This is a genomic window from Bradyrhizobium sp. AZCC 1678 (assembly GCF_036924765.1).
In the GTDB taxonomy this organism is placed as follows: Bacteria; Pseudomonadota; Alphaproteobacteria; order Rhizobiales; family Xanthobacteraceae; genus Bradyrhizobium; species Bradyrhizobium algeriense.
Genome location: NZ_JAZHSE010000001.1, coordinates 3,134,608 through 3,147,952, shown reverse-complemented (window position 1 = coordinate 3,147,952; position 13,345 = coordinate 3,134,608). Strand labels below are relative to the sequence as shown.

Below are 13,345 nucleotides of genomic sequence, written 5' to 3'. Positions count from 1 at the left end.
TCCCTAGAACTGAAAATAGATGAACGACGTTTCGGGACCGGCCTCCAGATACATCAGCGCAGCCATCGAACCATAGAGATATGGCTCCACCCAGCGAAGTCTTCCCTCGAACAGCAGACGGAAACCAAGATGCTGAATCACGACCGGCAGTGAATAGAGCAGCGCCAGGCTATAGAACAACTTCGTCGGGTTGGGATTCGTGCTCGGCGTAAACATGCCCGCGAGGTAGCCGACCGCATGATCGAAGTTCGGCAGCTTGAAAAAGATCCAGAGCATGGTGACGCAGACAAAGACCACCGTCATCCGGGCCGCCCGAAACACCGCAAAGTCGATCGAAGCCAGTCGCGGCATCAAAGGGCGTTCCAGCACCAGCAGCAGGCCGTGCATCAATCCCCACATCAGATAGCTGAGGCCGGCGCCATGCCAGAGGCCGCCTAATCCCATCACGATCATCAGGTTCAAATAGGTCCGCCATACGCCATGGCGGTTGCCGCCGAGCGGAACGTAAAGATAGGTCCGCAGCCAGTTCGATAGCGAGATGTGCCAGCGCGTCCAGAACTCAGAGAACGAGGTCGAAATGTAGGGAAGATTGAAGTTGATCGGCAGGCGATAACCGAACAGGAGAGCAAGCCCGATCGCAATCGCGGAATAGCCGAAGAAGTCCGCGTAGATCTGATAGCTGTAGAGGAAAACGAGCAACCAGCGATCCTGGGTCTGCAGCGTCTCGTAGAGCGGGAAGCTCATAAAGGACGTCATTTCATTGAGGTTGTTCGCCACGTAGAGCTTGAAGAAAAACCCGGTCAGGATCCATTTCGCGGCCTCGACGAAGGGAATGTCCGCGAAATATTTCGGCTTGATCTGCGGCATAAACATTTCCGCGCGCGTGATCGGACCCGACACGAGCTGCGGAAAGAAGATGATGTAGAGAAAGACGCCGGTTAGCGTCGGCGGCGCGGCCTTCTGCCGGGTCAGATCGACCAGCAGGCTGATGTTGTGAAAGACAAAAAATGAAATGCCGATCGGCAGCGGCAGCTTCAGCAGGAAATCAAGCGGCGCGAAGTCCACCAGGCTGGGGGACGCCGGATCGATGAACAGCAATTTGTATTTGAAGAACGCGAGCAGCGCGAGATTGAAGGCGATGCCGACCGGAAGCCAGGCTCGCCGGTTTCGCAACGCCAGGATCAGGAAGAGGTAGGTTCCGAAAACCGCGACCGCCAGCAGCGCCAGCAGTTCCGGCTGGCCATACCCATAAAAGAACAGGCTGGCGAAGACCAGCAGCTGGACTTGAAACGCTCGCAAGGCCGGCAGGTAATAGGCCGCAAATGCGATCGCGACGAAGACGCCGAACTGCCAGGAAGTGAAAGTCATGCTTCCCCAACGGTTGTTGGGGAAGCTCTAGCATTTTGACCTGGGAGGGCCTAGCCGAAACCGGACTGCCGGTTCGCAGCACGTCGCACGATTCTGCCCTAATGCGCGGGAGTTCTAGTTCCCGGCGGTGTTGAAGCGGGAGAGATCGCAATCCCGTTCGGCATATCTCACGCGGCGCAAGCCCTCGCGGTCTTCGACCACGGTCGGCCGGCAGCGTTCCTTCCAGGCGGCCTGGGCGGCTTCATCAGCTTTCAGTTCTTCCCCGGTCCGGGGCGCGATCTTCACGGTGCCGCTGCTGCCGACGTAGAAATTGGTTTGCTGGCTCGGAAGCAGCGGCGCGCCGGAGGCGATGGCCGCGGCCTTGGCATCCGCGGCAGCCCGCGCCGCGCGAGCGGCCTGGGCGGCGTCCGCGGCATGGCCGTGATCCATCGCGAATTGTGCGGACGCGGACGATACCGAAGCAACGACGATCGAGATTGCGATGAAGACGCGCATGGACCCTGCCTCTTGAACTGAATGCCGAACGTCAGGAATGCCCGACAAGCATTGAGGCGGCGTAAAGCGGCGTGACTAACCGGGCCGCAATTTGGTCGATAAAGATTTAGCGGTCTTTCCGCCGCGACAAGGCGCCGGAATTCATCGAGCCGGCAGGCCCGGAAATGCGCATCGCTGGTCGCGAGGAGCGAAAGCGCGCTATTCGCTGCGGCCGAACTCGCAGCCCTTGCGGGCGTAAACCAGGCGGACGACGCCTTCATCGTCATAGGTGCGCTTCGGCTTGCAGAACGCTTCCCACTTTTCGATGCTGGCGCGCCTGGCCTTTTCGTCTTCCTGATCCTGCGCCGCGTTGCGCGGCGGATCGTCCAGGTAGGACGTTGTGCACATCTGGCCATAGAACTTGCTGTAGGTGCAGCGTTCCACGACCTGCCAGGCCTGCGCCGATGTCGACAGCAGGGTGAGGGTCGCAATTGCGTAAAGGATTTTCATGTTGTCGCTCATCGCTCGCGGAGACGTTCTCCGTGCGGCGTAGCTAGCGCCGGAGTTCGCGGGGGCGCAACGGTAACCCTTTGTTAATCTAAATAGCCGCGCAAAAGGTTAAATCTGGAACCGTGCGCTGTCTCCTGGCGCTACGCTATCAGAAAAGAGGACGCGTGGCAGTTCACATACGAGACAACACCGTCCGCCGTTGAGACAACGAGCAGGCCGATTCGATCGACCCTCGCTAAACGACCGTGCGATGTCGTTCGATGCAGGTCCGCAAAACCTCGTCCATCGGCCTTCCCCACCAGTCGTTGGAGAAGATTTCGATCTCGGAATAGCCGGCAAAGCCCTGCGCCTCGACCGCCGATCGGACAGATGTGATGTCGATGACGCCGTCACCCATCATGCCGCGGTCGTTGAGGATGTCCTTGGTCGGCACCAGCCAGTCGCAGACGTGAAACGCGAGCAGGCGATCCTTTCCCGCGCGCGCGATCTGCGGCATCAATTCCGGATCCCACCAGATGTGATAGACGTCGAGCGCAACGCCGAGCGCGCCGGTGCGCTGCGGATCGAGCTGGTCGCAGATATCCAGCGACTGCTTCGTCGTATTCACGCAGGCACGGTCCGCTGCATAGGCCGGATGCAGCGGCTCGATTGCGAGCGGCATGCTGGCCTGCTTCGCGTATTCCAGCATCTCCGCAATGGCGTCATGGACCTGCGTCCGCGCGGCCACGATGTCTTTCGAGGCAACGCTTCCCGGGCGCGAATATTGCGGCAGCCCGCCGACGACCAGCACGATGCAAGGCGCGCCCAACGCCCTGGCTTCGTCGACGGCGCGGCGATTGTCGTCGCGCGCCTCGACGCGGTGCGCCGCATCCGCCGTGAACATGCCGCCGCGGCAATAGCCCGACAGCTCGAGCCCGGCGTCGCGTACCGCGCGCGCCGCGCGCTCGAGCCCGACGGAAGCGACCTGATCGCGCCAGGGATCGATGGCCCGGATGCCATGGCGCGCGCAGGCGTCGATAATGGCTGTGAGATCGCCCTGCTTGCGGACCGTCGCCGTGTTCAGCGAGAGCCAGCGATGATCAGCAGAAAAATCGCGCATCAGGGCTCGATGCCGCGGGTTGCCAGCACCGTCTTCATGCGCCGTGTCGCCATTTCAGGGTTGGAGAGCAGTCCGGCCTTGTCGGCCAACCGAAACAGTTCGGCCAGATGCAGCGTCGAGCGCGTACTCTCCTGCCCGCCGACCATGGTGAAATGGTCTTGATGGCCGTTGAGCCAGGCCATGAACACGATGCCGGTCTTGTAGAACCGCGTCGGCGCCCGGAAGATGTGGCGCGACAGCGGCACCGTCGGCCCCAGCACGTCGTGGAAGCCGGCCTCGTCGCCGGCTGCCAACCGCGACAGCGCATAGGACGCCGCCGGCGCTATGGCATCGAAGATGCCGAGCAGCGCGTGCGAAAAGCCCTTGTCGTCGCCGGCGATCAGTTCGGCGTAGTTGAAGTCGTCGCCGGTATACATCTTGACGTTCTTGTCCAGCCGCCGGCGCATGTCGATCTCGCGCTGCTTGTCGAGCAGCGAGACTTTTACGCCGTCGACCTTGGCGGCGTTGGCGTTGATGATGGCAACCGCCGTGTCCATCGCCCTGTCCAGATCGGCCGTGCCCCAATAGCCTGATAACGCCGGGTCGAACATGTCGCCGAGCCAGTGGATGATCACGGGTTCGCGAACCTGGCCGAGCACGCGGTCATAGACCTTGGCGTAGTCGTCCGCGCTGCGACCGAGCTTTGCCAGCGCTCGCGACGCCATCAGGATGATCCGGCCGCCGGCCTTCTCGACCGCCGCGATCTGCTCCTCGTAAGCGCGAATCACGTCATCGATGGACTTGGCATCCTCCACGGCGAGGTGATCGGTCCCGGCGCCGGAAAACACCAGCGCATTGCCCTTGGCCTTCGCCGCCTTCACCGAGCGCTGGATCAGTTCCAGCGAGGTCGGCCAGTCCAGCCCCATGCCGCGCTGCGCGGTATCCATCGCCTCGGCAACGCCGAGGCCGAGATCCCAGACGTGCTCGCGAAACGCAATGGTCCGGTCCCAGTCGATTGCGGATGTCAGCCACGGATCGTTGTCGGCCAGCGGATCCGCCACCACATGCGCGGCCGAGAACGCCACGCGATTGAGCGTGCCTTCAAGCTTCGCCGGAAATGTCCGCGACGCCGCCAGGCGATAGGTTTCGATCGAGCGATCCGCCGTCGGCAGCTTCAGTGACAGCGACGACATCGGCAGCACGGGCTTGTTCATGGGTGGGCCTCCTCACACCTTGATCGGGGCGACGTCGATCCAGCGCCGCTCGCGCCAGCTCTGCAGCGCGCATTCGGCAAGCTGCACGCCCTTGGCGCCTTCCAGCAGCGTGTATTTATAGGGCGCGTCCTCGCAGACGTGGCGGATGAACATCTCCCACTGCTCCTTGAAGCCGTTGTCGTAGGCGACGTTTTCGGGAACCTTCTGCCAGTCGGCATAGAAATCATGGGTGCGCTTTTCGTCCGGATTCCAGACCGGGCGCGGCGTCGCCTGCCGGGCCTGGATCACGCAATCGGTCAAGCCAGCGACCGCGGAGCCGTGCGTGCCGTCGACCTGGAAGGTCACGAGGTCGTCGCGGTAGACCCGCGTCACCCAGGACATATTGATGTGCGCGATCACGCCGCCCTTGAGGCGGAAGGTAGCATAGGCGGAGTCATCGGCGGTCGCCGTGTATTTCTTGCCCTTCTCGTCGAAACGCTCGGGGATATCAGTGGTGCCGAGACAGGAGATGCTCTCGACTTCGCCGAAGAGATTGTCCAGCACGTAGCGCCAGTGGCAGACCATGTCGAGGATGATGCCGCCGCCGTCCTCACTGCGATAATTCCACGACGGCCGCTGCGCCTCCTGCCAGCCGCCCTCGAACACCCAATAGCCGAACTCGCCGCGCACCGAGAGCATGCGGCCGAAGAAGCCGGAATCGCGCAGGAAAGCGAGCTTCTTCAGGCCCGGCAAAAACAGCTTGTCCTGCACCGTGCCGTGCTTGACGCCCTTGGCGTTGGCGAGCCGCAGCACCGCCACCGCCTCATCGAGATTGGTCGCGATCGGCTTCTCGCAATAGACGTGCTTGCCGGCATTGATCGCCTTGGTCAGCAGCGAGGGGCGCGCCTGCGTCGTGGCAGCATCGAAGAAGATCGTATCGCTCTTGTCGGCCAGCGCCTTGTCGAGATCGGTCGACCAGCGCTCGACGTTGAAGCGCTTGGCGAGCCGCTCCACCTTATCCGCGTCGCGGCCGATCAGGATCGGGTCGGGCAGCATGCGGTCGCCGTTCGCGAGGACCACGCCGCCCTGGTCGCGGATCGCAATGATGGAGCGGATCAAATGCTGGTTGAGCCCCATCCGGCCGGTCACGCCGTTCATGATCAGGCCGAGGCGTTTGGTCGTCATACTGCTTTCTCCAAGGGAATTCTGGCTGTGGGCTGCGTGAGCGGCGACATCGCGGACCAGTCCGGATGCGTGGCCGTGGCGAAGCCCGGTGTGGTCAGCGATCCCGTCAGGAGATCGCCGTCATGGATAGCGAGACGAACTTTGCCGCCGTCGCGAGCGTAGAGATCGGGATGGCTTGCAAGAAACGCTTCCGCCTCGGCGGCCGGCGTATCGCCAAAGCCGTCGACGTAATGGTGACCGTTACGTTCGGCATGGATGACGCCGATCAGCGCGCCGAGCGCGAGATCCTGCTGCACCGCAAGGCCCGCCTGGCAGGTCAGATCCTCACCGGCAATGAAGCATTTCTCGCCGGCTGCGCTCCACTTTGCCGCGCGCGTGGCGTTGATCACCGACTTGTAGATGCCTTTGCAGGATTTCGACGAAATGCCGCGATAGCCGAGTGCCCGGGCCACCGGGAACGCGTCATAGGAATCGTCGGCCTCGTCGACAATGAAATCACGCTGCGCCAGTGCGCCGAGCGGCGATTGGCGGGTGATGTCGCGCGGCATCGGCTGCTCGATATAGAGCAGCTTTTGCGCGATCGGCCGCAGCGCGGCGTCGCACTCGAGCCGATCGACCAATGCGCCCAGGGCAGCCAGATCGGCATATTGTTCGTTGGCGTCAAGCGTGACGCGGTGATCATAGGGCAGTGTGGCAAGTTCCCTGCCGATGCGGCTCAGGCGGTCCCCGTCATGCGGGGGATCGCCGTTGAGCTTGAGCTTGAAATAACGCGCCCCGGCGTTTTCTCTGAGGTCGGCGACACCGCCCTCGCCTTCGACCTTGTCATCCATGCCGACCGTGTGCCTGATCGCCACGCGCTCCAGCCGCCTGCGGCCTCCGAGAAACTGCGACACGTCATTGTCACCAAGATCGCGCGACAGGCGCGCATCGATGCCGGCGACGTTGGCAGCCATGCCATCGAAGAAATTTACCCCCGCACAGCGCAGCAACGCATCCAGGATCGCCTTATCGATTTCAGCCGGTCCGTAAGCCGCAGCCAATGGCGGGATGTCCTCCGCAGCGCAAGCCTCGACCTGCGCGCCGATGCAGGCTGCGTGCAAGCCGAATGCGGTCTCGAAGCCGGAATGCGCCAGATAGAGCTCGCGCGCGATCAGCAGCGAGCGGCGTAACTCCGCGACCGTTTCCTCCGGCGCAAGATGAGGCCGCTTATCGAACCATTTCGGCACCAAAAGCTCGGCGCTGGCGCCGATGGCCCTGCCCTTGTCTTCGACGTCGATCTCGACGCGCACAAAAGCCTGCGGCGTCGCGTTGATGACGACTGCACCGAACCGGAACGGCCGGGCAAAGGTCACCGGGCGTTCAAAAAAGGCAATGTCCTTTACGGCCAAGCGATACGACATCAGGCCAGCTCTCAATCCAGCGCGCTTTGGGTGAAAAAATGCTTGCGAATGCGCTGCACCAGTTCGGTGAAGGCGGGATCGGCCATCGCATCCAGCGAGCGCGGGCGCGGCAGCGGCACGTCATAGATCGCAGCGATCGCGCCGGGACGTTCGGTCATCACCAGCACGCGATCGGCGAGGAACACGGCTTCGGGGATCGAATGCGTGATCAGCAGCACGGTCTTGCCGGTTTCGCGCTGGATGCGCATCAGCTCGACGTTCATCTTCTCGCGCGTCATGGCGTCGAGCGCGCCAAACGGCTCGTCCATCAGCATGATCTTGGGATCATGCACCAGCGCCCGGCAGATCGAGGCGCGTTGCTGCATGCCGCCGGACAATTGCCACGGCAGCTTCTTCTCGAAGCCTTCGAGGCCGACCAGTTTCAACAGCGCCTTTGCCCGCGGCAAATATTCGTCGCGTGGCAATTTCTTCATGTCGATCGGCAACATCACGTTGGACAGGATGTTGCGCCAGGGCAGCAGCAGCGCGTTCTGGAACACGATCCCGACATTGCCGTGCGGTTTTGTGACTTGCTCGCCTTCGACCAGGATTTCGCCGGTCGACGGCGCCAGCAGACCGGAGATCATCTTCAGCAGCGTGGACTTGCCGCAGCCGGATGGACCGACCACGACGAAGAACTCGCCCTCGTTGATGTGGAAATCCAGCGGCCGCAGCGACGGCACATCGCCGTCGCGCGAGCGATAGGTTTTTGAGACGCCGGACAGCGTGATGCCGGGCGCGGCGCCGCCAGCGCGATCCGACACCAGGCGCAGATGCGCGCCTGGCTGCTCGGCGTTGGTTTGTTTGGTCGCGGGATTCATTCAGCTGATTCCATTTGGGAGAGTCTCCCACAGCCCGTTGTCCCTGCGAACGCAGGGACCCAAACGCCGTGTCCTTTCGTTCGGACACGGGGAAGAGACCTTCTGCAACAACGCAGGCCGGTGGCTATGGGTCCCCGCGTGCGCGGGGACGACGATAGAATCTTCAAAGGCCCCTCACGAACCGCCCTGCGGCAGGTAGTCGTTGGTGTAAAACGCTTTCGGATTATCCTTGGCCTTGGCATCCAGCCCGCCATATTCGACCATCAGGTTGACCGTGTCGGTCATGTTCTGGTCGGTCACCTGGAACGGCCGCTTGTTCTTGGTTTCAGCCGTGCGGTAGAGCGGGATCGTCAGTTCAAAGCCTTGCGTCAGCGTCTCGATCTTGCCGCCCTTCGGGTTGGCGTCGAGGATCGACTGCGCCGCTCCCTTGGCATCCTTCTCGGCGGCTTCAACCGCCTTCGTGGTCGCCGACATGAAGCGCTTGACCAGATCGGCGTTGGCCTTGACGAAATCGGTATTCGCGACGACGCCCGAGCAGACCATGTTGATGCCGTAGTCGGCGAACTTGATGGCGTTGACGTCCTTGCCGGTGGCGTCCTTGATCTTCATCGACTGGTCCATGACATAGCCGAGCAGAAGGTCAGCCTGGCCGTTGATGACGGCGTTCAGCTTGGTCTGGCCATCGCCGGCCACTGTCTGGAAGTCGCTTTCCTTCAGGCCGGTCTTCTTCAGGAACAAGGGCCAGATCTGCGTCATGGAATCGGCGGGCGTGATCGCCACCGTCTTGCCCTTGATGTCCTCGGGCTTCTTGATGTTCTTTTCGACAAAGCCCATCGCCGACATCGGGCTGGTCTGCAGCAGCACGCCGGTGGCGACGATCGGCGCACCCTTCACCGCCGCGCGCATCATCGTGGGCACGTCGACATAACCGAAATTGGCGGTCTTGGCCGCCACGGCCTGCGTGGTCGCCGCCGAACCGCGGCCTTCCTGGATTTCGAGGTCGATGCCCTCGGCGGCATAGATGCCCTTGGCCTTGCCGTAATAGAACGGCGCGTGCTCGCCATAGACGTACCAGTTCAGCATCAGCACGACCTTGTCGGCGGCCGATGCGGGCAGCACTGAAAGCGCGGTCCAGATCAAGGCGGCGGAGATCGCCGCTATCGTTCGTATCATGGTCTTCCTCCCGGTGGTGTTGGTGCGGCCCTTGAGGCGGGTCGCTTTCTGGTTTGGGTTACGAAGCAAAAATGATGTCCTCGCGCTGGCTGACATGCCAGGGGATCACGAGGCGTTCGATGCGGTCGACGGCCCAGAACAGGACCACGCCGAGCAGCGCGAGAATCACGAGAGCTGCAAACATCGTCGGCAGGTCGAAGGTGCCGATCGAGCGCTGCAGCACATAGCCGATGCCGGAATTGGAGCCGACAAATTCGCCGACCACGGCGCCGACGACGGCGAGCGTGATGGAGACCTTCAGCCCGGAGAAGATCGCGGGCATCGCATGCGGCAGGTTGACGGCGCAAAATACGCGGAAGCGGCTGCCCTGCATCGCGCGCGCGAGATCTACCATGTCAGGGTCGACCGACTTGAAGCCCTGCACGGCGGACACGACGACCGGGAAAAACCCGAGCAGAAACGCCGAAATCACTTTCGGGATAATGCCGAAACCGAACCACACCACGAACAGCGGCGCGATCGCGATCTTCGGCACGGATTGCGAGAACACCAGGAGCGGATAGACGTAGCTTTCCACCGTTTTCGATCCCGCAATCAGCATGGCGACGGGAATGCCGAACATCGCCGACAGCAGGAAGCCACAGAGGGTGGCGTAGGTCGTGGGCCAGGCTTGCCGAAGCAGCTCAGGCCAATCGGTCCACAGCACGGCCACGACATCGCCGGGCGCGGGGATCTGGTAGGCGGGAATCCGGAACAGGCGGATGGTCAGATCCCAGGCCACCACAATGAATAGCAGGAACAAAAACGGCCGCACCCACGCCGCGTTCAGCGCTTTCGACAAGCCACTCTCGCGCTTCAGCTCCGCCACGTCCCGCTCCCTGATGATCGTCTTTTCTGGGTAGAAATTAACCCGTTGGATAAATACTGGCAAGCGGGTTTTCGTGCGGCAATTTGCACTCCCGCGGTCGTTCCTGCGAACGCAGGAACCCATAGCCACCGGCGTCAATTGTTACTGCAGGATCAAAGACTACCGCCTGACTTCGAGGGGCCGCGGGGCCGCGGCGCCGCGATGAGCGCAATTGCGCTCACGCTCGGGGTTCCTGCTTTCGCAGGAACGACAGCTAAACCGGCTGATGCGCCGGTGCTCGCACGCCGGGCAATGCCGGCTTGCCGAAATCCGCCGTCGATTTGCCCGTCAGCGCCGCCAGCACCAGCGCCACCATGTGGGCGAGGCGCTCGTCCCTCGCCTCCTTCTTCAGGAGGTCGCGGCCGAAGATCACCGAAAGCGTGGCGCTGTTGGAGAGGTAGAAGAAGCACAGCGCTGCGATCGAAATGTAGAGCTGGACCGGATCGACCGCGACGCGGAAATCGCCGCTTTCGACGCCGCGCGTCACCACCGTGCGGATCATCTCGACGAACGGCGAATGCATCGATTTGACCTTGGTCGAGCGCTTCAGATGGCGCGCCTTGGCGAGATTTTCGGTGTTGAGCAGCGCCAGAAATTCCGGGTTGCGGAGGAAGTAGTTCCAGGTGAAGTCGATCAGCCGTTCGATCGCCTCGGGCGGATCGAGATGTTCGAGATCGAGCCCGCGCTCCTCGGAACGGATTTTCTCATAGGCGCCTTCGAGCACCGCGAGGTAGAGGTTTTCCTTGTTGCCGACGTGGTAATACAGCATGCGCTTGTTGGCGCCGGCATTGGCCGCGATGCGGTCGACGCGTGCGCCGGCCAGGCCGTGGGCGGCGAATTCCTGCTTGGCGGCCTCGAGAATGCGAAGCCGCATCCCCTCGGGGTCGCGCTGCCATTTCTGAACGCGTTTTGCCTTTGCCAAATCAATCGCCCGGTAGACACATGATGTCTGCTGTAGCACGCATGGCGCGATTTGAGAACGAATCGCGCCGCGTTTCCCCACCCTCCCCTGGAGGGACCCTCCAGGGGAGGGTGAACCTCGCCTCACGCGTCCTTCCCCACGGACGGCTGCACCAGCAGCGTCGGGACGCCGCACGTCCCGCTGCGCACCGTCATGACCCGCGTCCCCGGCTTGCGGCCGGTGCGGACTTCCGAGACGTCGACGCCGGCCTGAGCCAGCCGCGCGTGGGTGGCGTCGATGTCGGAGACGCGCCAGCACAGGCCGCGCAGCCGGTCCTGCGATGTATCGGCCTGTCTCCCCGGCCGGTGGGTGACCTCGACAATCAAGTCGCTGCAGCGAAAGAACATCAGCCGCCCCCAATCCGGGTGCGAACGATCGAGCGCCATGTCGAGGCCGAGCCGCGCGCCATAGAGGGCTGCGGCCCGCTCGGGGTCCGACGTCGAGACCACGACATGATCCATCGCCGTGATCGATCCGGTCGTGGTTCGCACCGACAGCGGTCGCTCCTTGTCGCGCTCGAGGAAGAACAGGCGGACGCCGCGCGTGGCCTCCGTTGCCGCGCGCGTGCGCTTCCATGACAGCATCGCACCTGAGATCGCGTCCTGGCTTTCGACGTCGGCAATCGCGTCCGGCTTCAGAGTGAGCCGCTCAAGCCTGCGATGCATCCTGGCGATGTCGCTGGTTCGAAAGCAGACGCTTGCGAGCCCCTCGCCCTGCGCAGCCAGCACAGCGCGAATACGCTCCGCATTGGCGCCCTCGCCACTCGGCGCCATCAATTCCAGCGTCGTGTTGTCGAGCGTAAACAGGACACGGTCAGCGCCCTCGCCGCTGTTCTGCCAGGCCGGCGCACGGGCAAACAAGGTCTGGTAAGCGGTGGAGGCCGCATTGATATCGCCGGTGAGAACGACGACGTGATCGAGGCCGGTAATCACGGGAACAGGCCTCGCGTGTTCTTGGCGGCGCGGACCTTCTCCACCCCGATCGCCATCGCCGCTGTACGATGCGGGATATTGTCCGCCTTGGCACGCGTCAACATGCTGTCGAAGGCGCGATCGAGGATGGCGTATTCGCGCCGCGTCACCTCCTCTTCCTCCCAGAACAATTGTTGTAAATCCTGCACCCATTCGAAGTAGCTGACCACCACGCCGCCGGAATTGCAGAGGATGTCGGGGATCAAAAACACTTCGCCCTGGCGCTTCTCCAGCACCAGATCGGCCTCCGGCGTGGTCGGGCCGTTGGCGCCTTCGGCCAGCACGCGGCATTTGAGATTTTCCGCGACGCTGGCATCGATAACCCGCTCCATCGCCGCCGGCACCAGCACGTCGCAGGCCAGCGTCAGGATTTGCTCGGGATCGAAGGCCAACTGGTTCGAGAAACCGGCGATGCTGCCATGCGTGCTGGCGTGCCGCATCAGCGCGGGAATATCGAGCCCGGCCGGATCGTGCAGCGCGCCGGTGTGATCGCTGACGGCGATGATCTTCAACCCGTATTGATGCAGCTCCAGCGCCGCATAGGAGCCGACATTGCCAAAGCCCTGGATGACAGCGGTCGCGGTGCCTGGATTGACCGACAGCTCCTTCAGCACGCGCCTGGCAAGATAGGCGACGCCGCGCCCCGTCGCTTCGCGCCGGCCGAGCGTGCCGCCCGACGATACCGGCTTGCCCGTGACAATCTCGGTCACGGTGCGGCCCTGGTACATCGAATAAGTGTCCATGAACCAGGCCATCACCTGCTCATTGGTGCCCATGTCAGGCGCCATCACGTCGGTATGCGGGCCTACGAAAGGAATCATCTCCTGCATGTAGCGCCGCGACAGCGCCTCCAGCTCGCGCTTGGAGATGGTGGAGAGATCGACATTGACGCCGCCCTTGGCGCCGCCATAGGGCAACCCGACCAGCGCGCATTTCCAGCTCATCCAGATCGCAAGAGCTGCGACCTCGCCGATGTCAACGGAGGGCGCGAATCGCGTGCCGCCCTTGGTCGGGCCCAGCGTGAGGTGGTGCTGCACCCGGTAGCCTTCGAATACCGCGACCGTGCCGTCATCGCGGTGGATCGGACAGGAGATTGTGATGGCCCGCTTCGGCATCAGGATGCGGTCGCGCTCGTCCATCGGGATTTCGAGATGGTTGGCGATGACACCGAACTGGTTAACAGCCATGTCGAACACCGGACCGGAATAAACGGTCATCCTTGCCCCCTTTTGTTGCACCGTCAGGAACCCCAGGCAGCGGTTCGC

General features: G+C 62.8%; 13 protein-coding genes. All 13 read right to left on the bottom strand.

The window, feature by feature from the left end; all coding sequences use genetic code 11:
* Positions 1 to 3 precede the first annotated feature (3 nt).
* Positions 4 to 1,368, bottom strand: coding sequence for an MBOAT family O-acyltransferase (locus V1294_RS14940; protein WP_334498134.1), 1,365 nt, complete (start codon positions 1,366 to 1,368; stop codon positions 4 to 6).
* 114 nt (positions 1,369 to 1,482) lie between these two features.
* Positions 1,483 to 1,863 (bottom strand): hypothetical protein, encoded by a 381-nt coding sequence (locus tag V1294_RS14935; protein WP_334482568.1) that lies wholly within the window; start codon positions 1,861 to 1,863, stop codon positions 1,483 to 1,485.
* Positions 1,864 to 2,061: 198 nt separating this feature from the next.
* Positions 2,062 to 2,352, bottom strand: coding sequence for a hypothetical protein (locus V1294_RS14930; protein ID WP_145963734.1), 291 nt, complete (start codon positions 2,350 to 2,352; stop codon positions 2,062 to 2,064).
* A gap of 235 nt (positions 2,353 to 2,587) precedes the next feature.
* Positions 2,588 to 3,451 (bottom strand): sugar phosphate isomerase/epimerase family protein, encoded by an 864-nt coding sequence (locus V1294_RS14925; protein ID WP_334498132.1) that lies wholly within the window; start codon positions 3,449 to 3,451, stop codon positions 2,588 to 2,590.
* Entirely contained in the window at positions 3,451 to 4,644 is a 1,194-nt protein-coding gene (locus V1294_RS14920) for a dihydrodipicolinate synthase family protein (RefSeq protein ID WP_334498129.1), read from the bottom strand. Before V1294_RS14920 ends, V1294_RS14925 begins: the two co-directional genes overlap by 1 nt.
* Before the next feature lie 12 nt (positions 4,645 to 4,656).
* Complete coding sequence (locus V1294_RS14915) at positions 4,657 to 5,808, bottom strand: Gfo/Idh/MocA family protein (protein WP_334498126.1); 1,152 nt, start codon at positions 5,806 to 5,808, stop codon at positions 4,657 to 4,659.
* Positions 5,805 to 7,208, bottom strand: a complete 1,404-nt coding sequence (locus V1294_RS14910) for a hypothetical protein (protein ID WP_334498124.1) — start codon at positions 7,206 to 7,208, stop codon at positions 5,805 to 5,807. Before V1294_RS14910 ends, V1294_RS14915 begins: the two co-directional genes overlap by 4 nt.
* An 11-nt stretch (positions 7,209 to 7,219) precedes the next feature.
* Complete coding sequence (locus V1294_RS14905; RefSeq protein WP_334482582.1) at positions 7,220 to 8,068, bottom strand: ABC transporter ATP-binding protein; 849 nt, start codon at positions 8,066 to 8,068, stop codon at positions 7,220 to 7,222.
* 174 nt (positions 8,069 to 8,242) lie between these two features.
* The gene (locus V1294_RS14900) at positions 8,243 to 9,241 is read right to left on the bottom strand and encodes an ABC transporter substrate-binding protein (protein ID WP_334482584.1); all 999 of its coding nucleotides are present in this window, start codon (positions 9,239 to 9,241) and stop codon (positions 8,243 to 8,245) included.
* Between the two features lie 58 nt (positions 9,242 to 9,299).
* On the bottom strand, positions 9,300 to 10,109 hold the full coding sequence (locus V1294_RS14895) for an ABC transporter permease (RefSeq protein WP_334498121.1): 810 nt from the start codon (positions 10,107 to 10,109) through the stop codon (positions 9,300 to 9,302).
* Between the two features lie 253 nt (positions 10,110 to 10,362).
* Positions 10,363 to 11,070 carry a TetR/AcrR family transcriptional regulator gene (locus V1294_RS14890; RefSeq protein ID WP_334498119.1) on the bottom strand — a complete coding sequence of 236 codons (708 nt, stop codon included), beginning with the start codon at positions 11,068 to 11,070 and terminating at the stop codon, positions 10,363 to 10,365.
* Positions 11,071 to 11,192: 122 nt separating this feature from the next.
* Positions 11,193 to 12,041 carry a VOC family protein gene (locus V1294_RS14885; RefSeq protein WP_334498116.1) on the bottom strand — a complete coding sequence of 283 codons (849 nt, stop codon included), beginning with the start codon at positions 12,039 to 12,041 and terminating at the stop codon, positions 11,193 to 11,195.
* Positions 12,038 to 13,297 (bottom strand): Glu/Leu/Phe/Val family dehydrogenase, encoded by a 1,260-nt coding sequence (locus tag V1294_RS14880; protein WP_334498114.1) that lies wholly within the window; start codon positions 13,295 to 13,297, stop codon positions 12,038 to 12,040. Before V1294_RS14880 ends, V1294_RS14885 begins: the two co-directional genes overlap by 4 nt.
* Between the last annotated feature and the right edge of the window lie 48 nt (positions 13,298 to 13,345).